This is a genomic window from Puniceibacterium sp. IMCC21224, assembly GCF_001038505.1.
In the GTDB taxonomy this organism is placed as follows: Bacteria; Pseudomonadota; Alphaproteobacteria; order Rhodobacterales; family Rhodobacteraceae; genus Puniceibacterium.
This window is the reverse complement of the sequence record NZ_LDPY01000001.1, coordinates 3,338,527-3,363,758: the sequence shown is the minus strand read 5'-3', so window position 1 is coordinate 3,363,758 and position 25,232 is coordinate 3,338,527. Positions and strand designations below refer to the sequence as shown.

The 25,232-nt window shown below is 60.6% G+C and carries 24 protein-coding genes and 1 pseudogene; 11 read left to right on the top strand and 14 right to left on the bottom strand.

Going from position 1 to position 25,232, the window contains the following annotated elements; all coding sequences use genetic code 11:
* Position 1: 1 nt before the first annotated feature.
* From IMCC21224_RS15655 to coxB, 4 genes are all read right to left on the bottom strand, one after another.
* Positions 2 to 586 (bottom strand): cytochrome c oxidase assembly protein, encoded by a 585-nt coding sequence (locus IMCC21224_RS15655; protein ID WP_047996130.1) that lies wholly within the window; start codon positions 584 to 586, stop codon positions 2 to 4.
* Positions 586 to 756 carry a hypothetical protein gene (locus tag IMCC21224_RS28230; RefSeq protein ID WP_197089212.1) on the bottom strand — a complete coding sequence of 57 codons (171 nt, stop codon included), beginning with the start codon at positions 754 to 756 and terminating at the stop codon, positions 586 to 588. Before IMCC21224_RS28230 ends, IMCC21224_RS15655 begins: the two co-directional genes overlap by 1 nt.
* A complete protein-coding gene (gene cyoE / locus IMCC21224_RS15650; RefSeq protein WP_047996129.1) occupies positions 753 to 1,712 on the bottom strand; it encodes a heme o synthase in 960 nt (319 codons plus the stop codon). Before cyoE ends, IMCC21224_RS28230 begins: the two co-directional genes overlap by 4 nt.
* A gap of 78 nt (positions 1,713 to 1,790) precedes the next feature.
* On the bottom strand, positions 1,791 to 2,672 hold the full coding sequence (gene coxB, locus IMCC21224_RS15645) for a cytochrome c oxidase subunit II (protein ID WP_047996128.1): 882 nt from the start codon (positions 2,670 to 2,672) through the stop codon (positions 1,791 to 1,793).
* Between the two features lie 238 nt (positions 2,673 to 2,910).
* Here coxB and tldD point away from each other — a divergent pair, with 238 nt between their 5' ends.
* Together tldD and dprA are read left to right on the top strand one after the other, a co-directional pair.
* Entirely contained in the window at positions 2,911 to 4,332 is a 1,422-nt protein-coding gene (gene tldD, locus IMCC21224_RS15640; protein WP_047996127.1) for a metalloprotease TldD, read from the top strand.
* Positions 4,333 to 4,437: 105 nt separating this feature from the next.
* A complete protein-coding gene (gene dprA / locus IMCC21224_RS15635; RefSeq protein WP_047996126.1) occupies positions 4,438 to 5,589 on the top strand; it encodes a DNA-processing protein DprA in 1,152 nt (383 codons plus the stop codon).
* A gap of 302 nt (positions 5,590 to 5,891) precedes the next feature.
* Here dprA and IMCC21224_RS15630 read toward each other — a convergent pair whose 3' ends face one another.
* Complete coding sequence (locus tag IMCC21224_RS15630; RefSeq protein ID WP_156178305.1) at positions 5,892 to 6,395, bottom strand: hypothetical protein; 504 nt, start codon at positions 6,393 to 6,395, stop codon at positions 5,892 to 5,894.
* Positions 6,396 to 6,471: 76 nt separating this feature from the next.
* Here IMCC21224_RS15630 and topA point away from each other — a divergent pair, with 76 nt between their 5' ends.
* The 6 genes from topA (at position 6,472) to IMCC21224_RS26590 (ending at position 12,184) form a co-directional block, all read left to right on the top strand.
* Positions 6,472 to 9,243 (top strand): type I DNA topoisomerase, encoded by a 2,772-nt coding sequence (gene topA / locus IMCC21224_RS15625; RefSeq protein ID WP_047996125.1) that lies wholly within the window; start codon positions 6,472 to 6,474, stop codon positions 9,241 to 9,243.
* A gap of 119 nt (positions 9,244 to 9,362) precedes the next feature.
* Positions 9,363 to 9,911, top strand: coding sequence for a L,D-transpeptidase (locus IMCC21224_RS15620; RefSeq protein WP_047996124.1), 549 nt, complete (start codon positions 9,363 to 9,365; stop codon positions 9,909 to 9,911).
* 144 nt (positions 9,912 to 10,055) lie between these two features.
* On the top strand, positions 10,056 to 10,760 hold the full coding sequence (locus IMCC21224_RS15615; protein WP_047996123.1) for a CoA transferase subunit A: 705 nt from the start codon (positions 10,056 to 10,058) through the stop codon (positions 10,758 to 10,760).
* A gap of 15 nt (positions 10,761 to 10,775) precedes the next feature.
* Complete coding sequence (locus tag IMCC21224_RS15610; RefSeq protein WP_047996122.1) at positions 10,776 to 11,402, top strand: 3-oxoacid CoA-transferase subunit B; 627 nt, start codon at positions 10,776 to 10,778, stop codon at positions 11,400 to 11,402.
* On the top strand, positions 11,395 to 11,679 hold the full coding sequence (locus IMCC21224_RS15605) for a GNAT family N-acetyltransferase (RefSeq protein ID WP_047996121.1): 285 nt from the start codon (positions 11,395 to 11,397) through the stop codon (positions 11,677 to 11,679). The genes IMCC21224_RS15610 and IMCC21224_RS15605 overlap by 8 nt, the downstream gene beginning before the upstream one ends.
* Before the next feature lie 145 nt (positions 11,680 to 11,824).
* On the top strand, positions 11,825 to 12,184 hold the full coding sequence (locus IMCC21224_RS26590; RefSeq protein WP_053079003.1) for a hypothetical protein: 360 nt from the start codon (positions 11,825 to 11,827) through the stop codon (positions 12,182 to 12,184).
* A gap of 52 nt (positions 12,185 to 12,236) precedes the next feature.
* Here IMCC21224_RS26590 and IMCC21224_RS27210 read toward each other — a convergent pair.
* Positions 12,237 to 12,773, bottom strand: a pseudogene (locus IMCC21224_RS27210) (adenine phosphoribosyltransferase); the annotation flags it as partial.
* A gap of 71 nt (positions 12,774 to 12,844) precedes the next feature.
* Entirely contained in the window at positions 12,845 to 13,726 is an 882-nt protein-coding gene (locus tag IMCC21224_RS15590; RefSeq protein WP_047996119.1) for an S-methyl-5'-thioadenosine phosphorylase, read from the bottom strand.
* A 305-nt stretch (positions 13,727 to 14,031) separates the two neighbouring features.
* Between IMCC21224_RS15590 and IMCC21224_RS15585 the strand changes: the two genes are divergently transcribed.
* A complete protein-coding gene (locus IMCC21224_RS15585; RefSeq protein ID WP_369796046.1) occupies positions 14,032 to 15,609 on the top strand; it encodes a SulP family inorganic anion transporter in 1,578 nt (525 codons plus the stop codon).
* Positions 15,610 to 15,669: 60 nt separating this feature from the next.
* Here IMCC21224_RS15585 and IMCC21224_RS15580 read toward each other — a convergent pair whose 3' ends face one another.
* Together IMCC21224_RS15580 and IMCC21224_RS15575 are read right to left on the bottom strand one after the other, a co-directional pair.
* Complete coding sequence (locus tag IMCC21224_RS15580) at positions 15,670 to 16,317, bottom strand: CatB-related O-acetyltransferase (protein ID WP_047996117.1); 648 nt, start codon at positions 16,315 to 16,317, stop codon at positions 15,670 to 15,672.
* A 167-nt stretch (positions 16,318 to 16,484) separates the two neighbouring features.
* Entirely contained in the window at positions 16,485 to 17,093 is a 609-nt protein-coding gene (locus tag IMCC21224_RS15575) for a flavin reductase family protein (protein ID WP_047996116.1), read from the bottom strand.
* A 77-nt stretch (positions 17,094 to 17,170) separates the two neighbouring features.
* Here IMCC21224_RS15575 and IMCC21224_RS15570 point away from each other — a divergent pair, with 77 nt between their 5' ends.
* A complete protein-coding gene (locus IMCC21224_RS15570; RefSeq protein ID WP_231582100.1) occupies positions 17,171 to 17,653 on the top strand; it encodes a GNAT family N-acetyltransferase in 483 nt (160 codons plus the stop codon).
* 48 nt (positions 17,654 to 17,701) lie between these two features.
* Complete coding sequence (locus IMCC21224_RS15565) at positions 17,702 to 18,454, top strand: EcsC family protein (protein ID WP_047996114.1); 753 nt, start codon at positions 17,702 to 17,704, stop codon at positions 18,452 to 18,454.
* Between the two features lie 406 nt (positions 18,455 to 18,860).
* On the opposite strand, the gene ptsP is transcribed toward IMCC21224_RS15565, so the two are convergent.
* From ptsP to IMCC21224_RS15540, 5 genes are all read right to left on the bottom strand, one after another.
* Positions 18,861 to 21,101, bottom strand: a complete 2,241-nt coding sequence (gene ptsP, locus IMCC21224_RS15560) for a phosphoenolpyruvate--protein phosphotransferase (RefSeq protein ID WP_047997187.1) — start codon at positions 21,099 to 21,101, stop codon at positions 18,861 to 18,863.
* 27 nt (positions 21,102 to 21,128) lie between these two features.
* Positions 21,129 to 22,367, bottom strand: coding sequence for an aspartate kinase (locus IMCC21224_RS15555; RefSeq protein ID WP_047996113.1), 1,239 nt, complete (start codon positions 22,365 to 22,367; stop codon positions 21,129 to 21,131).
* Positions 22,368 to 22,506: 139 nt separating this feature from the next.
* Positions 22,507 to 23,145, bottom strand: a complete 639-nt coding sequence (locus IMCC21224_RS15550) for an SDR family NAD(P)-dependent oxidoreductase (RefSeq protein ID WP_047996112.1) — start codon at positions 23,143 to 23,145, stop codon at positions 22,507 to 22,509.
* A gap of 16 nt (positions 23,146 to 23,161) precedes the next feature.
* Complete coding sequence (locus IMCC21224_RS15545; protein ID WP_047996111.1) at positions 23,162 to 23,587, bottom strand: DUF1178 family protein; 426 nt, start codon at positions 23,585 to 23,587, stop codon at positions 23,162 to 23,164.
* Positions 23,588 to 23,825: 238 nt separating this feature from the next.
* On the bottom strand, positions 23,826 to 25,052 hold the full coding sequence (locus tag IMCC21224_RS15540; protein ID WP_047997186.1) for a 3-deoxy-D-manno-octulosonic acid transferase: 1,227 nt from the start codon (positions 25,050 to 25,052) through the stop codon (positions 23,826 to 23,828).
* Positions 25,053 to 25,232 lie beyond the last annotated feature (180 nt).

Sequence of the window (25,232 nt, the reverse complement as noted above, 5' to 3'; positions counted from 1 at the left end):
TTTAATTTACGTCTGTCTCGTTGTCCTCGGCCTTGTCCAGAGCGGCCTGCGTCTCTTGGGGCAGATCAATCTGATAAAAGGTGTAGGACAGGGTGATGTGGTTGATATATTTCGCGTCGCGGTCATTGACCATCTCGGGATCGACAAAGAAGTTCACAGGCATCTGCACCCGTTCGCCCGGCATGAGAACCTGCTCGGTAAAGCAAAAGCACTGGATCTTGTTGAAAAACCCGCCGGCCTCGTAGGGGGCGACGTTGTAGGTGGCCTGCCCCGCGATGGGGTGATCAGTGGGGTTGTAAGCCTCGTAAAAGGCCAGCGCATCTTCGCCGATGCGCAGCGTCATCTGGCGTTGCACCGGTTTGAATTCCCACGGCATGGCGCTGTCGGTTGTGGCGTCGAACCGGATGGTTATTTCACGATCGAGGATGGTGTTGCTGGTTCCCTCGGCCACTTGCGTGACACCACCAAAGCCGGTGACCTGGCAGAACCAGCTGTAAAAAGGCACCGAGGCCCAGGCGAGGCCACCCATCAGAAGCACAACACCGGCGGCGGTGGCAGCGGTCTTCTTGTTGGGGTCCATTGCCATCAATTCTGCTCCTGCGCGGCGGGGGCGCGGGTTGGCTCATAATCGCCGCGCGACACTTTGACGATGGTCAGGCCAAAGATCACCAACATGAACGCCCCCAGCGTCAGGCCGACGCCCAGATTGCGGCTAAAGCGGCGGCGGTGAATTTCGTGTTGTTTGCCCAAGCTCATGCGCCGATCCCCACAAGGCCCCAACCGCCCAGACCAAAGCGAGTCAACCCGGCCTCGATCAGGATCGCGCCGAAATGGGCGAAAAGATACAGCAGCGACAGCTTGAAGAACGCCCTTTCAACCTTGAAGTTATCGGCCTCGGATGCGTTTTCGTCCCGGCGCCAGATGTCATAGGCCCCCTTAAGGAACAATGCGTTCAGCACCAGCGCCACGGCCAGATAAACGGGGCCGCCGACGCCGGTAAAGGCGGTCACAATGGTCAACGCAGCCAGCAGGATCGTGTAGACTAGGATATGATTGCGCGTTGACCGGCGGCCATGCGTCACGGTCAGCATCGGCACACCAGCGTGGTCGTAATCCTTGCGCATGAACAGGGCTAGCGCCCAGAAATGCGGTGGAGTCCACATGAAGGTCAGGCAGAACATCAGAATCGATTCTGGCGAAATGCCGCCTGTTGCCGCCGCCCAGCCTATCATCGGAGGAAACGCGCCAGCCGCGCCGCCGATCACGATGTTCTGCGGCGTCCAGCGTTTCAGCCACATGGTGTAGACCACCACGTAAAAGAAGATGGTAAAGGCAAGCAGCCCGGCCGCAACCCAGTTGGTCGCCAGCCCAAGGAACACAACTGCAAATACCGACAGCACCAGCCCGATGGCCAGGGCTTCGTCGCCCGTGACCTTGCCCGATGGGATCGGACGCCGAAGGGTGCGCGTCATCACAGCGTCGATATCCGCGTCCCACCACATGTTCAACGCGCCCGAGGCACCACCACCGACTGCGATGAACAAGATCGCGCAAAAACCGACAAAGGGATGTACCGGCACCGGAGCGGCCAGCAGTCCAACAAGGGCGGTAAAGACCACAAGCGTCATCACCCGCGGCTTGAGCAGGGCAAAGTAATCGCCAAACTGCGCCTCGCCCTCATAGCCTGTTGTCTGGATGCTGGTGTCGCTCATGTCATTTGGTCCGATGTGCTAAGTCCGAAGGTGTGACCCGGACGGGAGGTGGGGTGCGCATATGGCACCCCCGCAGCATTATTTTGACGCTACGTCGTAGCCGAGCGGCGTGCCGGCATATTCCTCGATCGCGTCCTCCAGCCATTGTTGATAGGCCTCTTCGCTGACGACCTTGACGGTAATCGGCATGAAGGCGTGCGACTGGCCGCAAAGTTCCGAACACTGGCCAAAGTAGATACCTTCTTTTTCGGCCTTGAACCACAGTTCGGCCAGACGCCCGGGGACGGCATCCTGTTTGACGCCGAATGCCGGGATGGTCCAGCTGTGGATCACGTCCGCGCCGGTCACCTGCATCACGATGGTCTTATTCACCGGCACCACAACTGCGGTATCTGTTGCCAGCAGCCATTCATCCCTGGAATAGCCAGCCTCGGTCAGCATTTTCTCGACCTCGGGGCTGATGCGGTTTTCACCGCCAGTTGCAGGAGAGCCGATCATGTAGCTGTCAAAGGCAAATTCGTGATCGACATATTCGTAGCCCCAGTACCACTGGTAGCCGGTTGCCTTGATGGTGATGTCGGCGGTCGGGATTTCCTGCTGCTTGAACAGCACCGGCAGAGAGAAGGCGCCGATAAATACCAGAATCACGATGGGCACGATGGTCCAGGCAATCTCGATCGGAGTGTGGTGGGTAAAGGACGCGGGCTTGTCGTTGGATTTTTGATTATAACGCACGATGCAATAGATCATCAGTCCGGTCACAAAAATCACGATCGCAATCATGATCACGTTCACCATGCCGTCGAGCCAGTGAATGTCGCGGGCCAGTTCTGTTGCCGCTGGCTGGAACCCAGTCGCCCCATCCTTGGGATGGCCGATAATCTCAAGCCCGTCCTGAGCGAGAGCCGGTCCGGCGGCGAGGGCGCTCAGAAGGCCCGTCAGCATCGTTTTGAGTTTCATGTTTCACCCTGGTCGGTTGTGGCGTTTGATCTGTTGTGCGTCAGGCAATACCCGATTGGCCAACTGGCCGAAAGGCGTACCCCATTGTGTTGCTGACGCTTAAAACCATATTCTGAGAGACAGATAAAGAAAGTTGCTTGCGGCAAACAGACGCTTGATGCGACTTTTTGCCAAAAAATGTGACACGAGCCCCTCCGGACCCGGCCTTTGGCCCCCGGACGACCAGACAGGACCCCAGATGAGCGATGCCCCCTTCCGCCCCTTTGACACCACGCTGGACCGCGTTCGCGCGCTGTCGCAACTGCAAACTGCGCTTTCCGGTGCCGATGATGGTGAGCTGTTTCTAGAGCGTCGTCGCTCCGAAGTGCTGATGTTCGACGATGGCCGCATCAAAACCGCAAGCTACGATGCCTCAGAGGGATTCGGACTGCGAGCTGTGCGCGGCGAGGTGGCAGGCTATGCGCATTCGACAGAAATCAGCGAATCGTCGCTCAAGCGCGCGTCCGAGACCGCGCGCCTGGCGGTGGGTGAGGGGGGCGGCACATTGGCCGATGCACCCGTGCGCACCAACCGCACGCTTTATACTGATGCTGATCCGATTGCGGGCGCGGCCTTTCCGGTCAAAGTCGAGACGCTGCGCGAGATCGATGCCTTTGCACGCGACCTGGACAGCCGTGTCGTTCAGGTCACAGCCACCATCGCGGCGTCGCTGCAAGAGGTGGCGATTCTGCGCGCCGACGATTCGCTGGTGACGGATGTGCGCCCGATGACACGGGTCAACGTGTCGGTGATTGTCGAAGATCAGGGCCGCCGCGAATCCGGCACCAGCGGCGGTGGCGGTCGGGTGACGCTTGATGGATTGCTGGATCCGCAGGACTGGCAGTCCAAGGCGCGCGAGGCGCTGCGCGTTGCGCTCGTGAATCTGCGGGCCGAACCTGCGCCTGCGGGCGTCATGGACATCGTGCTTGGCCCCGGCTGGCCAGGAATACTGCTGCACGAGGCAGTGGGCCACGGGCTGGAAGGGGATTTCAACCGCAAGGGCAGTTCCGCCTTTGCAGGGCTGATGGGGCAACAAGTCGCCGCGCGGGGTGTGACTGTGCTGGACGATGGCACAATTCCCGACCGACGCGGGTCGATCACGGTCGATGACGAAGGCACGCCTTCGGGTAAGAATGTACTGATCGAGGACGGCATTCTGGTCGGCTTCATGCAGGACCGTCAGAATGCGCGGTTGATGGGTGTGACGCCCACCGGCAACGGACGGCGCGAATCCTATGCCCATACGCCGATGCCCCGGATGACCAACACCTATATGCTGGGCGGCACGTCAGACCCGCAGGACATCGTCGCGGACCTCAAGGACGGGATCTATGCCGTGGGCTTTGGCGGCGGGCAGGTGGATATCACCAATGGGAAATTCGTTTTCTCCTGCACCGAGGCATATCGTGTCCAGAACGGCAAAGTTGGCGCGCCAGTCAAGGGTGCGACCCTGATCGGTGATGGTGCAACGGCGCTCAAACAGATCCGGGCGCTGGGCAACGACATGGCGCTCGATCCCGGGATGGGAAATTGCGGCAAGCAGGGCCAGTGGGTGCCAGTCGGCGTGGGGCAGCCGACCCTGATGATCGGCGGACTGACAGTCGGCGGCGCGCAGGGCTAAGGGCTTTGCCCGCCCCGGCGGTTTTTCCGAACGGGAAGGCGGTTGTCTTCACCATCCATTAACCACCCGTGCGCTAAAGATTCCCCTGCAAGCGACGGAGCCAGGATGACCGAGGATACCCACTCTTCCAATCACCCCCTACTCCCACCCACCTCGGAAGATGAACGGTTTGATTGGCTCCGTCTCTTGCGCTCTCGCCGGGTCGGCGTCAGCACCTTTTACCGCCTGTTGTGTGATCACGGATCGGCGCGGGCGGCGCTGACAGCGCTGCCCCAGGTGGCGGCGGCGGCGGGTGTCACTGACTATGCCATTTGCCCCGAAGGCGTTGTTCGTGGCGAAATGCGCGCGGCACGCAACGCCCGCGCCCGCATGATTTGTCGGGGCGAGCCTGACTACCCTGTTGGTTTGAACGAAATCGCCCAGCCACCGCCAATTCTCTGGGTCATGGGCGATATCGCCTGTTTGACGCGACCGATGGTGGCGCTCGTGGGGGCGCGCAACGCGTCGTCCCTTGGGACCCGGATGGCACGGGCGCTAGCATCTGGACTCGGCGAAGCTGGGATTACAGTGGTCTCGGGCCTTGCGCGCGGGGTCGATACCGCGGCACATGTGGCGACCCTAAGCACCGGAACTGTTGCAGTGATGGGCGGCGGGGTCGATCTGATTTACCCAGCCGAAAATACCAGGCTGGGCGAGGATATCGTTGCCTGTGGCGGTGTGCGTCTGTCAGAACAGCCTGTAGGCTTGCAACCGCAGGCGCGGCATTTTCCCGCGCGCAACCGCATTATCTCGGGTCTCGCGCAGGCGGTGGTGGTGGTCGAGGCGGCCGCCAAATCCGGCTCTCTTATCACTGCGCGCTATGCACTTGACCAGGGTCGCGAGGTGCTGGCCGTGCCGGGCCATCCCTTTGACGCCCGTGCGTCGGGCTGTAACATGTTGATCCGCGACGGGGCGCATCTGGTGCGCGGGGCCGAGGATGTACTGGAATTGCTGAGCTTGCGCGTGGCCGGCCCGGTTCAGCCGCAACTGGCGCTGGGCGATGTGCCGGACAGCCGACCAGAGCGGCGGTTGTTACGCGATACCGCCGCGCTGCACAGTCAGATCCTCGCACGGTTGGGGCCATCGCCTTTGGCCGAGGACCAGCTGATCCGCGATGTGGGAGGTTCGTCGCGCGACGTCTCACCCGTCCTGATTGATCTTGAACTCGAGGGCCGTATCCGGCGTCAGCCAGGTGGTATGATCTCGCTCGCCGGGTGAATTGAGGATGGGCTTGATGAGACAGGGCGTTCCAGTGAGGGTGCCATCATCTTGCAAGTCCGTTGTGCAATCGGCAACAGACGCCCGCTTTTACCGCTTGATGATCTGGCGGATGGCCGTTCGGCTACGCATAAGATTGTTGTATCCATGGCGTTTCCGAATGCTGAGTATAGTGGCCTGCTCTATTCAGGCAGGTGTCAGCGGGGCGTTTCTGATACGCTCAGTCCGAGAGGTGGCAAATTGGCCAAGCGACCCAACAATGCCCGCGCTACGAATGGATGCAAGATACGCGACCTGATCGCTCAGCGGCAGACCTCGGCGATCACCGCGCGCCAGGTGGGGCAAAACGCGGGATCGGACCACCAAACGTCTGTCGCCCCTAATACCCAGTGCTCTGCGACCCAGACCCGGCCCGACCGGCGGTAGAGCACCTGAAATGACGCACCGTCCATATATTCGGGGTCCAGCATCCCGCGCGCATAAGCAGGCGTGCGCCGCAGATCAATCTCGGCTCCGCCGGGACGCACGGCTGACATGCTGGCGAATCCCACGTCACCGTCGACACGCAGATCGTGGACAACAAAGACCAGCGGCGCGCCCAATTGCCATTCCGCATGTGGCCGCAGCGCGTCCATCAAATCTGCGCGCAAGTCAGTGCCGCGCGCCGGTTCAGTCCACGCCAGCGCCGCGACCGGCATCCAAGCGCCTAGAAATATCGCAAGAATTCGCATTTTGCCCCCCATTCCGATCTGCCCGGATTCTAGCCCGACGCAGGGGGCGGCACCAGACGTTCCGGCCTTGTGCATTGACAATTCCCCCTTGCACCCCACATGCCGGAACGCCATACGCGAGCCAGACGAAACCCCGAAAGGTGCTATTTTCATGCCAGTTGTTGTTGTCGAATCCCCGGCCAAAGCCAAGACTATCAACAAGTATCTGGGTTCTGATTACACCGTTCTGGCGTCATACGGGCATGTCCGTGACCTGCCGCCCAAGGACGGATCGGTCGACACCGAAAACGGATTCGAGATGATCTGGGAGATCGGAAACGACTCCAAGAAGCACATGAAAGCGATTGCTGACGCGCTGGCCAAGGACAACGCCCTGATCCTTGCAACTGACCCCGATCGTGAGGGTGAGGCGATCAGTTGGCATCTGCAAGAGGCACTGACAAAGCGCCGCTCGATCAAGAAAGACACCGCCGTCAGCCGCGTTACGTTTAACGCGATCACCAAGGCCGCTGTGACCGAGGCGATGAAAAACCCGCGCGATATCGACGCGCCGCTGGTCGAGGCTTATCTCGCCCGCCGCGCTCTGGATTATCTCGTCGGTTTCAATCTGTCACCGGTGCTGTGGCGCAAGTTGCCCGGCGCGCGTTCTGCAGGGCGGGTGCAGTCCGTCTGTCTGCGTTTGATCGTCGAGCGCGAGATGGAGATTGAAGCGTTCAACAACCGCGAATACTGGTCGGTCAAGGCACTGTTTTCCACGCCGCGCGGTCAGGAATACGAGGCGCGTCTGACGGTGCTCGCGGGTAAAAAGCTGGACCGCTACGATCTGGCGAACCGGACTCAGGCGGAAATTGCTGTGCAGGCCGTCACCTCGCGCGATCTGACCGTCCAGTCGGTCGAGGCGAAACCGGCGTCGCGCAATCCGTCTGCCCCATTTATGACCTCGACCCTCCAGCAAGAGGCGAGCCGCAAGTTCGGTATGGGTGCCAAGATGTGCATGGGCTCTGCGCAGCGGCTCTACGAGGCCGGGCACATCACCTATATGCGGACTGATGGCATCGACATGGCCCCCGAGGCCGTTCAAGAGGCGCGCGGCGCGATCAAGGACCGGTATGGCGCCGAATATGTGCCGCCCAGCCCACGGATCTACAAGAATAAGGCGAAGAACGCGCAGGAAGCGCATGAATGTATCCGCCCGACCGATATGACCAAAGATGCGGCAGCGCTGAAACTGTCGGATGCTGATCAGCGCAAGCTGTATGATCTGATCTGGAAGCGGACCCTTGCCTGTCAGATGGAGAGCGCGCGTCTGGAACGCACCACGGTCGACATTGGATCGCGCGACGGTCAGGTTGAATTGCGCGCCACAGGGCAGGTTGTGCTGTTCGATGGTTTCCTCAAGGTTTATGAGGAAGGGCGCGACGATGTCGGCGATGAGGATGAAAACCGTCTGCCACAGATCAGCCAGGGTGAGCCTGCTGCCTTTGCCAAATCCGGACTGAAAGAACAGTTCGCTAAGGCGACCACCAAGGACGACGATGTGGTCGAGCAAGACAAGAGCCCCTCTGCGGTGCTGTCCACCAACAATGCCGTTCTGGCGCTGCAAAGTTTCACCCAGCCGCCGCCGCGCTATACCGAGGCGACGCTGGTCAAAAAGATGGAAGAGCTGGGCATCGGGCGTCCGTCGACCTATGCCTCAGTGATCACGACGATTCAGGACCGCGAATATGTCCGCAAGGACAAGAACCGTCTATTCCCCGAGGACAAGGGTCGGATCGTCACGATCTTTCTGCTGAACTTCTTCAAGCGCTACATTGAATACGATTTTACCGCTGCACTTGAGGATGATCTGGATCACGTCAGTGCAGGCGAAGCGAATTACAAGGACGTGCTTGCCAATTTCTGGAAGGACTTTTCGGTAGCAATTTCCGAAACTTCCGAATTGCGCATTACCGAAGTGCTGGATGTGCTCGACGCAGCCCTTGCGCCACAGCTGTATCCGCCGCGCGAGGATGGCACTGATCCGCGGGTCTGCCCGAAATGCGGGCTGGGGCAGTTGCACCTCAAAACCTCGCGCTCTGGTGGGTTTGTCGGCTGCGGCAACTACCCGGAATGCACATATACCCGTCCTATCGCGGGTGAGGGGGCAGACGGTGAGGAGAAATTGCTGGGCGAGGATGCCGGAGACGAGATCTGGCTGAAATCGGGGCGTTTCGGCCCCTATGTTCAGCGCGGCGAAGTCACACCGGAGATCAAGAAACCCAAACGGTCGTCGCTGCCGCGCGGTTGGAACAAGGAAGAGATGACGTTGGAAAAGGCGGTGACGCTGTTGTCGCTGCCACGCTCCGTCGGGATGCATCCCGAAGGCGGGGAAATCCGGTCGAACTTTGGCCGGTTCGGCCCGTACCTCCAGCACCAACTGCCTGACGACGCCAAACCGGTTTATGCCAATCTCAAGGATCCGGCGGATGTTTTTGACATCGGCATGAACCGGGCCGTGGAGTTACTGGCCGAAAAGCGGGCCAACCCGGGGCGGCGCGGCACAGCGGCCAAGGCGTTGCGCGAGATGGGCGATCACCCGGACGGTGGCGCGGTCTCGATCATGGAGGGGCGCTATGGGGCCTATGTCAAATGGGAAAAGGTCAATGCGACCCTGCCCAAGGACACCCAACCCGAAGATGTGACAATGGAGGTCGCGGTGGCGTTGATCGCCGAAAAGGCCAGTAAATCTGGCAAGAAGGCCCCGGCCAAAAAAGCACCGGCCAAAAAGGCCGCCGCGAAAAAGCCAGCTGCCAAGAAACCCGCTGCGAAAAAGCCCGCGACCAAAGCTGCGGCGACCAAGGCAGCCGCAACAAAGACGGCGACCAAAAAGCCAGAGGCGCCTAAGGCATCAGACAAGACGCCCAGTGCCGACGACATCGGCTAGGGCGTCAGATATGTGATATTTCTGCCGATCACATTTTGGAAATGGAATGTGATTGGCCTCCCGATCTTGGACGCGCCAGTCTGCGACCTGACAAGTCGAGCAGAAAGGCAGGCATAGAAATGTCCTCAAATATTACCCGTCGCACGCTGGTTACAGGGATTGCGGCATCGCTGATCCCGGCTTGGGCCATGGCAAATTCGGGCGTTGCGCGTCACAATATTTCTAGTTTTGTCAGCCAGGACTGGCGCGATCACTTTGACAGTCTGGGCAAGGGCGCGATTGTTTGCGACACCGCCAGCCGTGCGCTGCACTACTGGAATGCAGATGGCAGCGATTATCGCATCTACCCGACCTCGGTGCCCAAGACCGATGAGTTGACCCGTCGCGGGTATACAAAAATTGTGCGCAAGAAGGTCGGACCGGACTGGACGCCGACGCAGTCACAGCGCGAACGCTTTCCTGATTGGAAATATATGCCGCCGGGGCCGGACAATCCGCTGGGCACTCATGCAATGTATTTGGACTGGCCCGCCTATCTGATCCACGGCACCCATGACACGCGCAAGATTGGCCGACCGTCCTCGGATGGGTGTATCGGGCTTTACAATGCGAAGATCGAGGAGCTGTTCCAGATCACGCCGATCGGAACCCAGGTGCGGATGATCTGACGCTGACCAGTCGAACGAATGGGCTTTCCGCCGGAGCGTCCGGAAATGCTGCTGCGCAGAATTTTCGGGGCTCACGGCGGGAGGTCGCGTTGACTCTTGGCCCGCTGCGCGCCACAAATCGTGCAATCAGGTCAGGAGATTTCCATGAAGAAAGTCTACGGATCGGCGGCAGAGGCCCTGGATGGCCTGCTGTTCGACGGCATGTTCATCGCGGCGGGCGGCTTTGGCCTCAGCGGGATACCGGAATTGCTGTTGCAGGCGATCAAAGAGGCCGGAACCAAGGATTTGACCTTTGCGTCGAACAACGCGGGCGTGGACGATTTTGGCATCGGCATACTGTTGCAGACCAAACAGGTGAAAAAGATGATCTCGTCTTATGTCGGCGAGAACAAGGAATTCATGCGTCAGTATCTGGGGGGCGAACTGGAACTGGAGTTCAATCCGCAGGGCACGCTGGCCGAACGGATGCGTGCGGGCGGCTGTGGCATTCCGGGCTTTTACACCAAGACTGGTGTCGGCACCCAGATCGCCGATGGCAAGGAACACAAGGATTTCAACGGCGAGACGTTCATCATGGAAACCGGCCTTTTTGCCGATGTGTCCATCGTCAAGGCGTGGAAGGCCGACACCACCGGCAACCTGCTGTTCCGCAAGACGGCCCGCAACTTCAACCCGCCTGCCGCTATGTGCGGCAAGGTCTGCGTCGTCGAGGTCGAAGAAATCGTCGAACCCGGACAACTCGACCCTGACAATATTCACCTTCCCGGCGTCTACGTGCATCGCATCATCCAGGGTGATCACGAGAAACGCATCGAACAGCGCACCACGCGCCCGCGCCCCGCGGCATAACGGAGGGCATGAATCATGGCTTGGGACCGCAACCAGATGGCCGCCCGCGCGGCACAGGAACTGCAGGACGGAACGTATGTGAACCTTGGCATCGGCATTCCGACGCTGGTGTCGAACTACATCCCCGAGGGCGTCGAAGTGACGCTGCAATCGGAAAACGGTATGCTCGGCATGGGGCCGTTTCCCTATGAGGGCGACGAGGACCCTGACCTGATCAACGCCGGCAAACAGACCATCACCGAACTGCCGCACACGGCCTATTTCGACTCTGCGACTTCGTTCGGGATGATCCGTGGCGGCAAGATCGCCATGGCGATTCTTGGCGCGATGGAAGTGGCGGAAAACGGCGATCTGGCGAACTGGATGATCCCCGGCAAGCTGGTCAAAGGCATGGGCGGCGCGATGGACCTCGTGGCCGGCGTGCAGCGCGTCGTGGTGGTCATGGACCACGCCAATAAGCACGGTGAATCCAAGGTGCTCAAGGCGTGTACCCTGCCACTGACGGGAACGGGTGTCGTTGACCGGATCATCACCAATATGGGGGTGCTGGACGTGGTCGAAGGCGGGTTGAAAATCGTCGAATGCGCCGACGGTGTGAGCGAAGAGGAATTGCGCGCTGCGACCGAGGCGACAATTGTCTGAGATCACGCGTGAGGTTGATGGAAGTCATGGCCGTTATGTCCTGCGCGAGGGCGGGGCAGAGGCCGAGCTGACCTACTCTATCACCTCGCCCACCTTGGTGATCGCGGATCATACCGGCGTACCCGACGCGATGCGTGGTACCGGGGCCGGGCTGCGGCTGGTCGAAAGGCTGGTCGCGGATGCTCACGCCGAAGGATTTCGGATCGTGCCGCTTTGCCCGTTTGTCAATGCACAGCGCAAACGGCATCCGGATTGGGCGGACGTGTTTCAGGTCTGATCCGGCATTTTGTGCTTGTTTTTCAGGCATTGGCCCCGTCGAACGGGATCGGGCGCGATTGTCTGCGCACAACTATGGCGGGCGCGTTTGACAGGATGCCGCGTCGCAGCGAAACTTCCCAGTATTCAGAACAGGGAGTTTTGCAATGATCACACCATTTGATGTTTGGGCCCCAATGTTTCGCGCGCCATTTTCCGGCGATGTGACACAAGAGATCGTGCCGCGTTTCTTTTCACCGGATATCAAGGGCATTCCGGAAATCGAATTAAAGGTGCAAACCGAGGTTGCAAGCTACGGCAAGCAACTTGGAAAAATCCTTGAGGCGTTGCAGGCGCTGTCTGTCGCCACCAATACGCCGCTGCCAGAGATTGATGAACTGGTCGCCGGGGTCCGCGAGGTCAAAGCCGCCAGTCGCGTCGAGATCCGCGCCGATGCAGAAGCCGCGCTTGAACGGTTGCGCGCCGTGGACGAAGACGGCTGGCGCGATGTAATCCGCGCGCCCTAGCGCTCAGGCAGGCGATGTCGGCATTAGGGTGGCGTTGCGCCAAAGATTGCTGGCCGTCAAAAGCACAAAGCGCATGCACCTCCATTCCCATGTCCTCGAGACGCTTGCGTCCGCCCAGATCGGGCAGGTCGACGATAAAGGCGCAGCCGATAATTACACCGCCCAGCCGTTCGACAAGCTGGATACCTGCCTTAGCCGTGCCGCCGGTGGCAAGCAGATCGTCAACCAACAACACCCTCTCGCCGGGCAGGATCGCGTCATCGTGGATCTCGACCACGGCAGCCCCGTATTCCAAGGTGTATTCCTCTGAAATTACCGCGCCGGGCAGCTTGCCCTTTTTGCGGATCGGGACAAACCCCACGCTGAGCTGATGTGCGACTGCCCCGCCAAGGATAAATCCCCGCGCCTCAAGTCCCACAACCTTGTCGAACCGCAGCCCGGCATAGGGGGTCAGCAACTGGTCAATGGCCATCCTGAACCCGCGCGGATCCGCGAAAAGCGTGGTGACATCGCGAAAGAGAATCCCCTCGTGCGGGAAATCGACAATGGTGCGAATGTAATCCCGTACCTCTTTGCGCGGTGGCTGCATGGTATACTCCCCTGACCCGCCAGTGACGTTAGCGCCTGCTTGGGATGGGTCAAGACTTGAGGCCGACGCGGTCACGTCTCGTGCAGCACCCGACCGGCCACCGCATCAAGCCGCCGCAGCAATGCCATGTCGCGGGCTTCGGGGTGAGTGATAAGCGCGTGGTCCAGGGCCCGGTCGCAGCCTTGTGGGCAGGGTGCGCGATCACCGCCAAGCAAGGCGGGCAGACGCCGCACAAGGTTCCTGGCCTTATCTGCGTTTCCGGTCAGGACCCGGATGATATCAGAGACTTCTACCGCGTCGTGATCCGGGTGCCAGCAATCATAATCGGTGATCATTGCGACGCTGGCGTAACAAAGCTCGGCCTCGCGGGCGAGTTTGGCTTCGGGCATGTTTGTCATGCCGATCACATCGGCGCGCCATTGGTCGCGGTACATGCGCGACTCTGCCAAGGTTGAAAACTGCGGCCCCTCCATCGCCAGATACGTGCCACCATCATGCATCGTGATTCCCACTGCACGCCCGGCATCCCGACAGGCGGCCCCCAGTCGCGGGCAGGTGGGGTGTGCCACCGACACATGCGCCACGCAGCCAGTACCGAAAAAGGATTTATCGCGTGCAAAGGTTCGATCTATGAACTGATCCACCACGACGAAATCGCCCGGCGCCATGTCTTCGCGGAAAGACCCGCATGCAGAAACTGAGATCACGTCCGTCACCCCCAGACGTTTCAGCGCGTCAATATTTGCGCGGTACGGCACGGTGCTGGGGCTGTGTACATGGCCGCGTCCGTGTCGGGGCAGAAACACCATCGCTACGCCGTCCAGCGTCCCGGTAAGAAGCTGATCCGAAGGCGCACCCCAGGGGCTGTCGACGGTGATCCATTCCGCGTCTTTCAGCCCGCCGATCTCGTAGACGCCTGACCCGCCGATCACGCCCAAAATTGTGTCTGCCATCGGGTTCTCCTATGTTGCGTTGCAGCAAATGTGCCCCGCGCGCAGGCATTGCGCAACGCTGGTGCGACCGTGCGCGCAACGGCGACATCGCGCAACGGATAGGCTACACAGGAATCCCGTGCCTTTCGCGCAGAACCTGCTATGAGCGCGGCTCAACCCTACGTCCTTGTCTGCGAGGGTGGCAATTTATGCTGCGCTGCAGTATCAGCGTGCAAACGCCAAAATGCGCAAAAGCCTTAAAAGGATCTTCGATCTTGCCAAAGACCAGCCTGGCGAATTTCGCCAAACGCCTCACATTGCCCGAAATGAACCTGATTCCGACTGAACGGTTGACACCCGCCCGCCTGCGGATCGAACTGCTGTCGGGCTTGACTGTGGCGCTCGCGCTGGTGCCCGAAGCGGTGGCATTTGCCTTTGTCGCGGGGGTGCATCCGCTGGTCGGTCTGTATGCGGCGTTTCTGGTGGGGCTGATCACAGCGCTGATCGGCGGGCGACCGGGGATGATCTCGGGCGCGACGGGGGCACTGGCGGTGGTCATGGTGGCACTCGTGGCGCAGCATGGGGTGGAATACCTGTTTGCGACGGTGGTGCTGATGGGGCTGTTGCAGATCTCGGCAGGGGCGCTGGGCTGGGGTAAATTTATCCGACTGGTGCCGCATCCGGTGATGCTGGGTTTTGTCAACGGACTGGCGATTGTGATTTTTCTGGCGCAGATGTCGCAGTTCAAGGTGCCCGGGACGATGGTCGAGACCGGCCATGGCGTTGGCGGCGGTGAATGGCTGTCCGGGATGCCGCTTGCCCTTATGCTCGGGCTGGTGGCGCTGACCATGGCGATCATCTGGGCGTTGCCGAAATTCACCCGCGTGGTGCCTGCGCCGCTGGCGGGTATCGGGATCGTCGCGGCTATTGTGATCGGCTTTGGCATCGACGTGCCGCGCGTTGGCGATCTTGCTTCGATTCAGGGCGGACTGCCGGCGTTTCACATCCCGACGGTGCCGCTCAATTTTGAGACCTTCCAGATTGTCCTGCCATATGCGGTGATCCTTGCGGCGATCGGACTGATTGAATCGCTGCTGACGCTGAATCTGGTGGGGGAAATGACCGGTACGCGCGGTGGCGCGTCGCAGGAATGTGTGGCGCAGGGCATCGCGAACACCGTCACCGGGTTTTTTGGCGGTATGGGCGGTTGCGCGATGATCGGGCAGTCGATGATCAACGTGAAATCCGGCGGCCGGACGCGGGTGGCTGGCATCGCAGCGGCACTGTTTCTGCTGACCTTTATCTTGTTCGCCTCACCAATGATCGAACTGATCCCGCTGGCCGCATTGGTCGGCGTGATGTTCATGGTGGTGATCGGTACATTCGCGTGGAATTCGCTGACCATTCTGGCGCGGGTGCCCAAAATGGATGCCTTTGTGATCCTTCTGGTCACGGTTGTGACTGTGCTCGAAGACCTGGCCGTTGCCGTGGTTGTCGGCGTCATCGTCTCGGCGCTCGCTTATGCGTGGAACAACGCCCGCCGCATCCACGCCAAAACCTATGCCACGCCTGAAGGGGCCAAGGTTTATCAGATCCAGGGACCGCTGTTCTTTGGCTCGGCCGAAGGTTTTTCGGAACTCTTTAATCCCGAAGAGGATCCGCAGACAGTGATTGTCGACTTTGCCGACAGCCGGGTGGTGGATCAATCTGCACTTCAAGCGATCGAAGCACTGGCAACAAAATACGAGGCGCAGGGCAAACGGGTGCAGTTGCGTCATCTGTCGCGCGATTGCCACCGCCTGTTAAAGAAGGCCGGGCACCTTGTGATCGACAGTGACGATGACCCGGATTACGCACTGGCCGTCAATTATGGCGTGCGTACCGGGATTCTGGGCGGACATTGATTACGCGCGGGCGCCGCCTTTGACAGGTGGCCCCCGTTTCTACGCCGTATGAGGATCGCGTTAGGCCAGGGCCGTCAATGCGTCGATATCATTGCTCTGCAACGCAGCGATGGCGTCGGACAATCTGTGTGCGGGCCAGTTCCACCATGCGATCTGGTTCAGCGTGGCGATTTCCGTGTCGGAAAAGCGCATTCGCACCACGCGGGCGGGATTCCCGGCAACCACTGCATAGTCCGGGATCACGCCGCGCACCACTGAGCCGGCGCCAACTATGACTCCGTTACCGATTCGCGCCCCCGCCATTATCAATGCATTGTATCCCAGCCAGACATCGTTGCCGACGATCGTATCACGGGTGTCGGGCTGGTAGCCAAGCATGGTGGATGGATCAAAAACCGGAAATGGAAAGGTGGTCAGGCTGCGGGTGTCGTGATTGGCCGATGCGCCAACAAAGCGTGCGCCGTGGGCAATCTGGCAGAATGCACCGATTCGCAGGTAATCCTGCGCAAAGTCAAACTGATAGGGTGCCAAACGCGCCGCCCAGCCGTCGGGTGGCGGTGGGTCAAAGTCCGAGGCATAGCTGTAATCCCCTACACTGATCCGGGGGTGATTTATCACATTGTTCAGAAAAACCGTGCCGCGATGGGGTGTCCCGCTGGGCAGGGTGATGGGATGCGCGCGCCGCGCGTCAGGCAGTGACGGATGCATGAATGCCTCCTTGGTCTGTGGATCAAAACAGGTTTTGATTCAGACGAGACCGATCACAACACCCTCCATCATTGGCCGCGATATTGCGGGCCTGCCGATAGTATATCGCACCGAGGCGCCCGTCCAGCCATCTGGCGTCGCGCGATGGCTGGACGGGCGTCCGGCGTTCATTTTTCCCCGGGCCGCGCCAGACTGAACACGTCGGTGATGCGGGCATAATCGCGGTAGCCAAGCCGGGTCAATGGCTGGAAACGCGTCACATCCAGCTGCCCATCGACAAGGCAATCGTCGCGCATATGCACACCCGTCACTTCGCCAAAAACGACGAAGTTAGTTTCCCCGGGCAGTTGCAAGATCTGGGTCAGTTTGCATTCCAGCGCCGCCGGGGTGCCTGCCACGCGGCTGCAAGCGATGGTTTCACAGTCGAGCTTTTCCAGCCCGGCAACGCCGAATTCATCGGTTTCGCGCGGCCACGGTCCCGAGGTTTGGTTCATCGCGTCGCGCATCGCATATTCCACAATGTTGACGCAAAAGACACCGGTTTCGCGAATATTTGCGACGCTGTCCTTGGTCCCGTCGCGATCTGGCTTGGCGCTGGTTGAGGCGAACATGACTTGCGGCGGCACGTAAGCCACTGCGTTGAAAAAGGAATAGGGTGCCAGATTGTCCGACCCATCCCGCCCGCGCGTCGAAATCCAGCCGATAGGGCGGGGTGTTACGATCGCGTTGAACGGGTTGTGGGGCAGGCCATGGCCATCCTCGGGGCGATAGAACATCGGGGAAATTCCTTTGTTTGCGCGTCACTAGTCGCCGTGATAGGCCGGTTTGCACCCGAATGCACGAGGTCAGCCCCTTGTTCACGCTGAAAAAAGAAACTGCCAAGGATTGGTGGGACGTAGAGGCGCTGTATGACCTGTGTTTTGCACCGGGTCGCACGGCGCTGTCGTCCTATCGATTGCGCGATGACGTGCCGCCTGTGCCCGGACTCAGCGTGATTGCGCGCGACGACCAGGGTATCCTTGGCGGTGCGATCCGCTACTGGCCGGTACGGGTCGGCGGCGCACCGGCGCTGCTGCTGGGGCCGGTTGCGGTTCATCCGACGGCGCAGGGCGAAGGGTTAGGGGGGGCGCTGATCCGCGATTCGCTGGCCGATGCGGCGCGGCAGTGGGATCGGGTGCTGCTGGTCGGTGATCTGCCCTACTATCAGCGCTTTGGGTTCAGGTTGTTGTCACAGGTCGAGATGCCATCACCGACCAACCCGGATCGGGTTCTGGGCTATGAGCTGACTCCCGGCGGGTGGGTGGGTGTCACCGGCCCCGTAACCCGCTTTGCTTGATTTCCTGCGGGGGAAACCCATCTAGAAATCAGCATCAGGAGGGGACACATGATCGGCACCGGGCTTGTAGAAATGGATCTGGACCGCGAACTGGACACCCTTGCGCGTCGGCATCGCGCGGCGGGTGGGGTCGGGTTGCAAGTGCTGAATTTTGTTGGCGGGCAAGCCGAGAACTTGTTGGAGCGGTTGCCCGACAAGGTCAAATCCCGGCTCGAAGATGCCACAACCCGCGCGCTAGAGCTGGCGTTGCGCGCGGCTGCGCAGTCGCGTGGAGTGGTTCCGGATCAGAAGGGATGGCTGAACACCTTGCTCGCCACAGCTATGGGGGCCGCAGGCGGTGCGGGAGGTTTGCCTGGTGCGTTGGCCGAACTGCCGGTGACGACAACTGTGCTGTTGCGTGCAATTCAGGGGGTCGCTGCCGAATATGGCTTTGATCCCGATGACAGCGACGTGCAAAAGGAATGTCTGCTGGTCTTTGGATCTGCCGGACCTTTGGCGGGTGACGACGGCGCCGATATGGCATTCCTATCGGCCCGCGTGACCCTGACGGGAACAACCGTGCACGGGCTGATTGCACGGATCGCACCGCGACTGGCAACAGTTATGGGGCAGAAACTCGCCACGCAGACAATTCCGATCATTGGAGCGGCGGCTGGAGCGGCGACAAATTACGCCTACACAAGCTATTATCAGGAAATGGCGCATGTGCATTTTGGTCTGAAACGGCTGTCTGACCGAACCGGTCGCCCGCGCGAGGCACTGGTGGCGGATCTGCGCGGCGCTTTGGCGCGGCTGACCTAGTTTTTTCTGGGGTAGGCGATTTCAGTAACCGAGCATAAAGGTTGTACGCAGTATCTATTCCCTGCGGTTGACACTGGGGACGGCGGCTGCGGATAGGACAGGGTCCGGTATCGCGGGCGCAATTTTGGCGTCAGTGTACGGGGCAAAGTCGAGGGTTCGGCCCGGAATATGGGTTGAATCGGGTCTCCTGCCGCGTAAAATATGCGGTGCAAGGGCGGCAGTGCCAGAAGGGCCTGACCAACGATGACCTAAAGGGATCATGTCCGACCGCGTGAAATATCAGTGCGGTCGGACGTACACATTTGGGGGTGGTAGTGTCCCACCAAAATTATCAAGCGCAGTCGCGTTTGCTGGCCAGAGGCGACTATACTCGGGAATTCGCTCTGAACGGCGTATAAAACCGCGCTCAGAGCCGCCCGCGCAAATGCTCCATCACCGCCGGGCGCACCGTCTGTTCGCCGCGCTCGCGTGCTTCTGAGATCACCTCGTAGACCTCTTCCAGATTGACCCGCATCATCAGGTGCTTCACCGGCCCGATAGAGGCAGGGCGCATCGACAAGTTGCGCAGCCCGATCGCGGCAAGGCAGACGGCCTCAATTGGGCGCCCGGCATCTTCGCCGCAGAACGATAACCGCGTTCCGGTCGCGGCGCAGCGATCCACAATGCCTTCGAGGAAAGTCAGGAAACTCACGTTCAGGGTGTCGTAACGTCGCCGGACCCGCTCGTTTTCGCGATCAGCGGCAAAGAAGAACTGCTTGAGGTCATTGCCGCCGATGGACAGAAATCCGACCTCTTCAAAGAATTTCTGCGGAGCAAAAGCCAGAGACGGCGTTTCGAGCATGGCGCCAACGTCCAGTTGCGATGGGACCGGGTGACCCAAAATACGTTCGCGTTCCAGTGCTTTGTCCATTTCGGCTCGCGCCTGCCGGTATTCTTCGAATTGCGCGACAAACGGGAACATCACCGTCAGCGGCCCGCCTTTGGCCGCGCGTAGCAGCGCCTGCAACTGCATGCGCAGCACACCCGGTTTGTCCAGACCCACCCGGATCGCGCGCCAGCCCAAGGCTGGGTTTGGCTCATCATTGGGCTTCATGTAGGGCAGAACTTTGTCCGAGCCGATATCAAGCGTGCGGAACACCACGCGTTTGTCGCCGGCTGAGGTCATCACCTTTTCATAGAGCGCAGCGAGTTCGGTCCGTCGCGGCATCTGGTTGCGGATCAGGAACTGCAATTCGGTGCGAAACAGACCAACTCCCTCGGCCCCGGACGAGGCGAGGCTGGGCAAGTCCGCCATCAACCCGGCATTCATCAGCATCTGGACCCGGGTGCCGCAGGCTGCCACGCAGGGCACGTCACGGATCGAAGCAAAACGCTCCATCGCTTTGGCCTGCATGGCGATTTTGTCGCGGAACGCGCTGACAACGGTTTCGTCTGGCCGCAGATGCACCACACCCTGATCACCATCCACCATGATCAGATCACCATTCAGCGCCTCGTTTGTCACGCCGGGGGTGTGGATCACCAGCGGGATTGCCAGCGCCCGCGCCACAATCGCCGCATGTGAGCCGACCGATCCCTCTTCGAGAACGATCCCCTTAAGCTTGCGACCATATTCCAGAACTTCGCCGGGACCGATGTTGCGGGCGATCAGAATCGGATCTTCGGGCATGTCGGCACCGGTTTCCTTGCCCTGACCAGTCAGGTTGCGCAGCAGACGGTTGCTGAGATCATCCAGATCCTGAAGCCGTTCGCGCAGGTAGGCGTCCGTGACTTGCCCCAGACGCGCGCGGGCCGAGGATTGCTCTTTTTCCACGGCGGCCTCGGCAGAGAGGCCACGGCCGATATCCTCTTCCATGCGGCGCAGCCAGCCTTTGGAATTGGCGAACATGCGATAGGCCTGAAGCACCTGCACCTGCTCGGCGTTGCCCGAGGCGTCGGCCAAAAGCTCATCGACGCTGATGCGCAAAGATTCGATTGCCGCGTTCAGGCGTTCGCGTTCGCGTACGGGATCGTCGCTGACCAGATTTGTGACCACGACTCGGGGTTCATGCAGCCAGACATGACCCTCGGCTGTGCCCTCCTGACCGCTGGTGCCACGCAGAACCACCGATTGCGTGTGCCGCGCCTTGAGCGCTGCGCCTTCTCCGACAAACGCGCCCAACTCGGCCATCTCGGCCAGCACCATCGCGACCACTTCCAGCGCATAAACCTCGTCCGAGGTGAATTCGCGGGCTTCTTTGGACTGCACCACCAGCACGCCCAGCTTTTCGCCAAGTCGCTGGATCGGCACCCCGAGGAAGCTGGAATAGATCTCTTCGCCGGTTTCGGGCATGTAACGAAAGCCGCGCTCGGACGGGGCATCAGCGGCGTTGATCACCTTGCCGGCTCGGGCAACCCGACCAACAAGGCCTTCGCCCAGCTTCATCCGGGTCTGGTGGACGGATTCGGCTTTCAGTCCTTCGGTGGCGCAAAGTTCCAGCGTTTCGGCATCGCGAAACAGGTAGATCGAACACACTTCGGTGCCCATTGAATCGGCTGTCAGATGTGTGATCTTGTCCAGGCGTGCCTGGCCGGCCGCCTGTTCTGCCATCGTGTCCCGCAGCCGCCCGAGAAGTTTGCGGCTTTCGCTTTCTGCACGTTCCGCCATCATTCCCCTGTTCTGGCCAGAATGACCTTAGCCCGTTTTTTCAAGCTCAAAGGCATCATGCAGGGCCTGCACTGCAAGTTCCATGTATTTCCGGTCGATCAGCACCGAAATCTTGATCTCTGAGGTTGCAATGACCTTAATGTTGATCCCCTCTGACGAGAGAACCTGAAACATCTTGGCCGCGACGCCAGTGTGGCTGCGCATGCCGATCCCCACAACCGAGATTTTGGCGACGGCGGTATCTGCCACCAGTTCGTGGAAGTTGATGCTGCCTTTGGTCTGGGCGTCGTTCAGCGCTTTTTCGGCGCGCTTGACCTGCTCGACCGGGCAGGAAAAGGTCATGTCGGTGCGGCCTTCTTCGGCGATGTTCTGCACGATCATGTCTACGTTCACGCCTGCCTCGCTCAGCGGGACAAAGATCGCGGCGGCGATGCCGGGGCGGTCGGCGACGCTGACCAGCGTCATCTTGGCCTCTTCGCGGGAAAAGGCCACACCGGCCACGACATTGCTTTCCATGATGTCCTCCTCGTCGCAGACGAGCGTGCCCGCATCGTCCGACTGTTCCTCGAAACTCGACAGCACCCGCAGTTTGACCTTGTAGCGCATTGCCAGCTCGACCGAGCGGGTTTGTAGCACCTTGGCCCCCAGGCTGGCCAGTTCCAGCATTTCCTCAAAGGCGATGCGGTCCAGCTTGCGCGCCTTGTCGCAGACGCGCGGGTCGGTGGTATAGACGCCGTCGACATCGGTGTAGATGTCACAGCGTATCGCGTCGAACGCCGCGGCAAAGGCTACGGCTGTGGTATCGCTGCCGCCGCGGCCCAATGTGGTGATGCGACCTTCGGGGCTGATGCCTTGAAAGCCGGCAACCACGGCGACCTGCATGCCTTCACCGAATTTGCGCATGATGTTGTCGCTCGGAATTTCTTCGATCCGGGCGGAACTGTGCGCCGAAGTGGTTTTCACCGGCACTTGCCAGCCTTGCCAACTGCGCGCCGGGATATCCATTTCCTGCAAGGTCAGCGCCATCAGCCCGGCGGTGACGTTTTCACCCGAACTGACCACAGCGTCATATTCGCGGGCGTCGAACATCGGCGATGTTTCGTTGACCCAACCAACAAGTTCATTTGTCTTGCCCGACATGGCGCTGACGATGACGATGACGTCATTGCCCTTGGCGACCTCTACGCCAACGCGTTTCGCCGCCCGCCGAATCCGGTCCAGCGTTGCGACGGAGGTTCCGCCAAATTTCATCACGAGAACGGGCATCAAACTCTCCCGGAGGCCAGAATCAGCGAGGGTTTACGCGGCGTTCCGCAAATTCGCAAGGGCGAGGTCGTGCTTGAGAGGGGATCAGGCATCAGTGCCCGGTGTCCAGAAGCGCTCAGACAAAGTACGGCGCGGCGCGTCAGTACGGGTGCGGACGTCCATCCCAGGTCTCGAATACACCGGTGGTTGCGGGGGTTAGGGCATCGATCCGTTGTATCAGGCCTGTGGCGGCCTCGCCTACCGAAATATCCGCAGATGAGCCGCCCATATCGGTGCGAACCCATCCGGGGTGATAGATCCCTACGGCAATTCCATCCGACGCCAGATCCACCGCGAGGTTCCGACCTAAATTCAGTGCCGCTGCCTTGGAGGCGCGATAGATATAGCTGCCACCCGGTGCCCGTTCGGACGAGGCCATCTGAGAACTGATGATGGCAACACGCGGCGCGTTTGAACGGCGCAGGTTGGGCAGCAGCGCCTGAATACCCAGAAAGACGCCGGTGACATTGACGGCAAAGCTGTGCGCCCACATCTCGGACGGATAACCGCCCTCAATACTCTGACGTTTGTCGTCATAGACACCTGCATTGCAAATCAGCGTGTCGAGCGGCATGTCGCCCAAACGCGCGGCCAGCGCGGCATGTGAGGCGGGATCTGTTACCTCGAGCGGCCATTCACCATCGCGTGTCGTGCCCAGAACGTCATCCCCGCGCGCGGCAAAACCTGCCGCCAGCGCCGCGCCAATGCCGCGTCCGGCCCCTGTGATCAGCACCTGCATGGTGCCTCCTTTCCGTTCAATTGGTTTTTCGTGTCGGGCGAAAGGGCAGCGGTGCGACGGGCACGCCATCTTCGATCAGCTTCTTGGCCTCATCTGCGCGGGCTTCACCCCAGATCGGGCGGTCGGGCGCCGTGCCGTCGTGAATGGCGCGGGCCTCATCAGCGAATGTATCGCCAACATAGTCAGAGGTTTTTTCGACATGCGCCCGAAGGTCTGCCAAAGCCTGTTCGGCCGCACTGCGCGGCGCTGAAAGTGGGCGCGCCTTTGGTGCCTGGGTCGCATGGGATACGCGCGGAGCCATCAACGCCTTACTGACGTCCCCGTCGCCGCAGACGGCACAGGCTAGCATTCCGGTTCGGTGTAGCGTCTCAAAGGCGTCAGCAGACCGGAACCAACTGTCAAATTGGTGGTCCTGAGCACATTTCAAAGTGTATTGGATCATCCCGTCATCCTGTCACATCATCCAGCAAAAGATAGCCCCCGGCGGGTGAGGTTCAAGAATCCTTTGCGATCAGGGGTCTGGGACGTGGCGCGCGGGGCACAAAACAGCGGACATAGTTTGCGTACGCGCGGCGCCCTGTCGAACCATACGAATTTGAGCGGCCCGTCTGGTGTCAAGGAGGGGGTCAGTCGGATCGTCATAGATCGATGCCTAGCCTGCTCTGCACATCGACCATCGCCTATGGTACGTCTGAGGGCGGAGCCACAATCAAGAGCACATCGCGCATCAGCCCGTTCAGATCGGTGTCCTGTTGCAACGCCGTCTGTGCCGCCTGACCGCGAGCAACCTGCGTTTCAACATCTCCTAGCCGTACCAGCGCCTGAGCAAGCGTCGCCGCGTCATGTACCTGTTCCGAGGCTTGCGCTTTGATCAGTTGCGCGAAACTTTTGGCAAAGTTGCGCACGTCGTCGCCGTGGATCAGCGCAGCGCCGAATGTTGCGGGTTCATAGGGCGTGTGCCCCCCCCGGTCCGTCAGCGTGCCGCCGATGAATACGGCTCCGGCCAGCGCATACCACAGCGCCATTTCCCCCATTGTATCGGCAAGCAGGACCTCGGCCTGACCTCCGCCGGTGCGGGTTGCATAGGGTAATCCTGCATGCTGTAGCAACTGCGCGACCTCAGCCGCGCGATCGGGATGGCGCGGGGCAAGGATCAGCCGCAGGCCGGGGCGCGCCTCTCGTGCCAGCAGGTGCGCTGCGATGACGATGGTCTCCTCGCCCGGATGGGTGGATGCGGCAAACCAGGTTAATTCGCGCGGATAGGCGTCGCGAAGTGTGGCATCGGGGCGCTGGTCCGGTGGCGGCGTATAAAGTGCCTTGAGATCCACGGTAGGGCCACATGCAGATTGCGCCAGCCCCAGGGCCAGAAACCGGTCGCGGGACCCGCCGTCCTGCGCCGAAAGATACTTTACCCGCCCCAGCGCGCGTGCGCCCAAGGGGCCGAACCAACCCCATCCGCGTGCCGATCCCCGAGTCATGCGTCCGCCCAGCACCACAACCGGACCCGGGCAGGACAGGATTCGATGCGGCCAGAGGTCGGATTCCATGACGATATGCGACTGTACCTGCCAGCGACGATGCAGTCGTCGGACCAGCCAGCCAAGATCAAACGGCGCCAGGCGGGCATCAAGTCGCGGAATGTTCCAGCTGCGCGCGAGATCCAGGCCGGTGCGCGTGTTGGTTGTCACCAGCAGGCCAAGATAGGGTCGCTGCTGCGACAGTTTGGTGAGGATCGGGCGGGCAGATGCCAGTTCGCCGTTGGAGGCGCCGTGCAGCCAGAGATGGGGGCCAACGACGATGGGGCCTCCTCCGAAACGGGCGATCAGGCTGGTGAAATCCCGCCGCCACAACAGCCGCAGCATCTGCCACAGCACATAAATCGAATTGAGTAGACGATAGAGCAGCACCGCGATCACAGTCTTGAGTCAGAGAGTCAGGTCGCATTAGGGCCGGTTTCGGGGGCAATGCAACCGGCCTTTTGGGTAACGGCATAGGCAACAGGGACTAGATTGCTTTGGTTTGCGTGGCAGATGCTGCACGGGGCGTGTCGGGCGCTCAGGTCGCCGGTCGCTATGCGACGATGGCAA

Bases quoted from the DNA above. Each gene is read 5' to 3' on its own strand.
- IMCC21224_RS15655 (WP_047996130.1), bottom strand. From the start codon at position 586: ATGGCAATGGACCCCAACAAGAAGACCGCTGCCACCGCCGCCGGTGTT.
- IMCC21224_RS28230 (WP_197089212.1), bottom strand. From the start codon at position 756: ATGAGCTTGGGCAAACAACACGAAATTCACCGCCGCCGCTTTAGCCGC.
- cyoE (WP_047996129.1), bottom strand. From the start codon at position 1,712: ATGAGCGACACCAGCATCCAGACAACAGGCTATGAGGGCGAGGCGCAG.
- coxB (WP_047996128.1), bottom strand. From the start codon at position 2,672: ATGAAACTCAAAACGATGCTGACGGGCCTTCTGAGCGCCCTCGCCGCC.
- tldD (WP_047996127.1), top strand. From the start codon at position 2,911: ATGAGCGATGCCCCCTTCCGCCCCTTTGACACCACGCTGGACCGCGTT.
- dprA (WP_047996126.1), top strand. From the start codon at position 4,438: ATGACCGAGGATACCCACTCTTCCAATCACCCCCTACTCCCACCCACC.
- IMCC21224_RS15630 (WP_156178305.1), bottom strand. From the start codon at position 6,395: ATGCACAAGGCCGGAACGTCTGGTGCCGCCCCCTGCGTCGGGCTAGAA.
- topA (WP_047996125.1), top strand. From the start codon at position 6,472: ATGCCAGTTGTTGTTGTCGAATCCCCGGCCAAAGCCAAGACTATCAAC.
- IMCC21224_RS15620 (WP_047996124.1), top strand. From the start codon at position 9,363: ATGTCCTCAAATATTACCCGTCGCACGCTGGTTACAGGGATTGCGGCA.
- IMCC21224_RS15615 (WP_047996123.1), top strand. From the start codon at position 10,056: ATGAAGAAAGTCTACGGATCGGCGGCAGAGGCCCTGGATGGCCTGCTG.
- IMCC21224_RS15610 (WP_047996122.1), top strand. From the start codon at position 10,776: ATGGCTTGGGACCGCAACCAGATGGCCGCCCGCGCGGCACAGGAACTG.
- IMCC21224_RS26590 (WP_053079003.1), top strand. From the start codon at position 11,825: ATGATCACACCATTTGATGTTTGGGCCCCAATGTTTCGCGCGCCATTT.
- IMCC21224_RS15590 (WP_047996119.1), bottom strand. From the start codon at position 13,726: ATGGCAGACACAATTTTGGGCGTGATCGGCGGGTCAGGCGTCTACGAG.
- IMCC21224_RS15585 (WP_369796046.1), top strand. From the start codon at position 14,032: ATGAACCTGATTCCGACTGAACGGTTGACACCCGCCCGCCTGCGGATC.
- IMCC21224_RS15580 (WP_047996117.1), bottom strand. From the start codon at position 16,317: ATGCATCCGTCACTGCCTGACGCGCGGCGCGCGCATCCCATCACCCTG.
- IMCC21224_RS15575 (WP_047996116.1), bottom strand. From the start codon at position 17,093: ATGTTCTATCGCCCCGAGGATGGCCATGGCCTGCCCCACAACCCGTTC.
- IMCC21224_RS15565 (WP_047996114.1), top strand. From the start codon at position 17,702: ATGATCGGCACCGGGCTTGTAGAAATGGATCTGGACCGCGAACTGGAC.
- ptsP (WP_047997187.1), bottom strand. From the start codon at position 21,101: ATGGCGGAACGTGCAGAAAGCGAAAGCCGCAAACTTCTCGGGCGGCTG.
- IMCC21224_RS15555 (WP_047996113.1), bottom strand. From the start codon at position 22,367: ATGCCCGTTCTCGTGATGAAATTTGGCGGAACCTCCGTCGCAACGCTG.
- IMCC21224_RS15550 (WP_047996112.1), bottom strand. From the start codon at position 23,145: ATGCAGGTGCTGATCACAGGGGCCGGACGCGGCATTGGCGCGGCGCTG.
- IMCC21224_RS15545 (WP_047996111.1), bottom strand. From the start codon at position 23,587: ATGATCCAATACACTTTGAAATGTGCTCAGGACCACCAATTTGACAGT.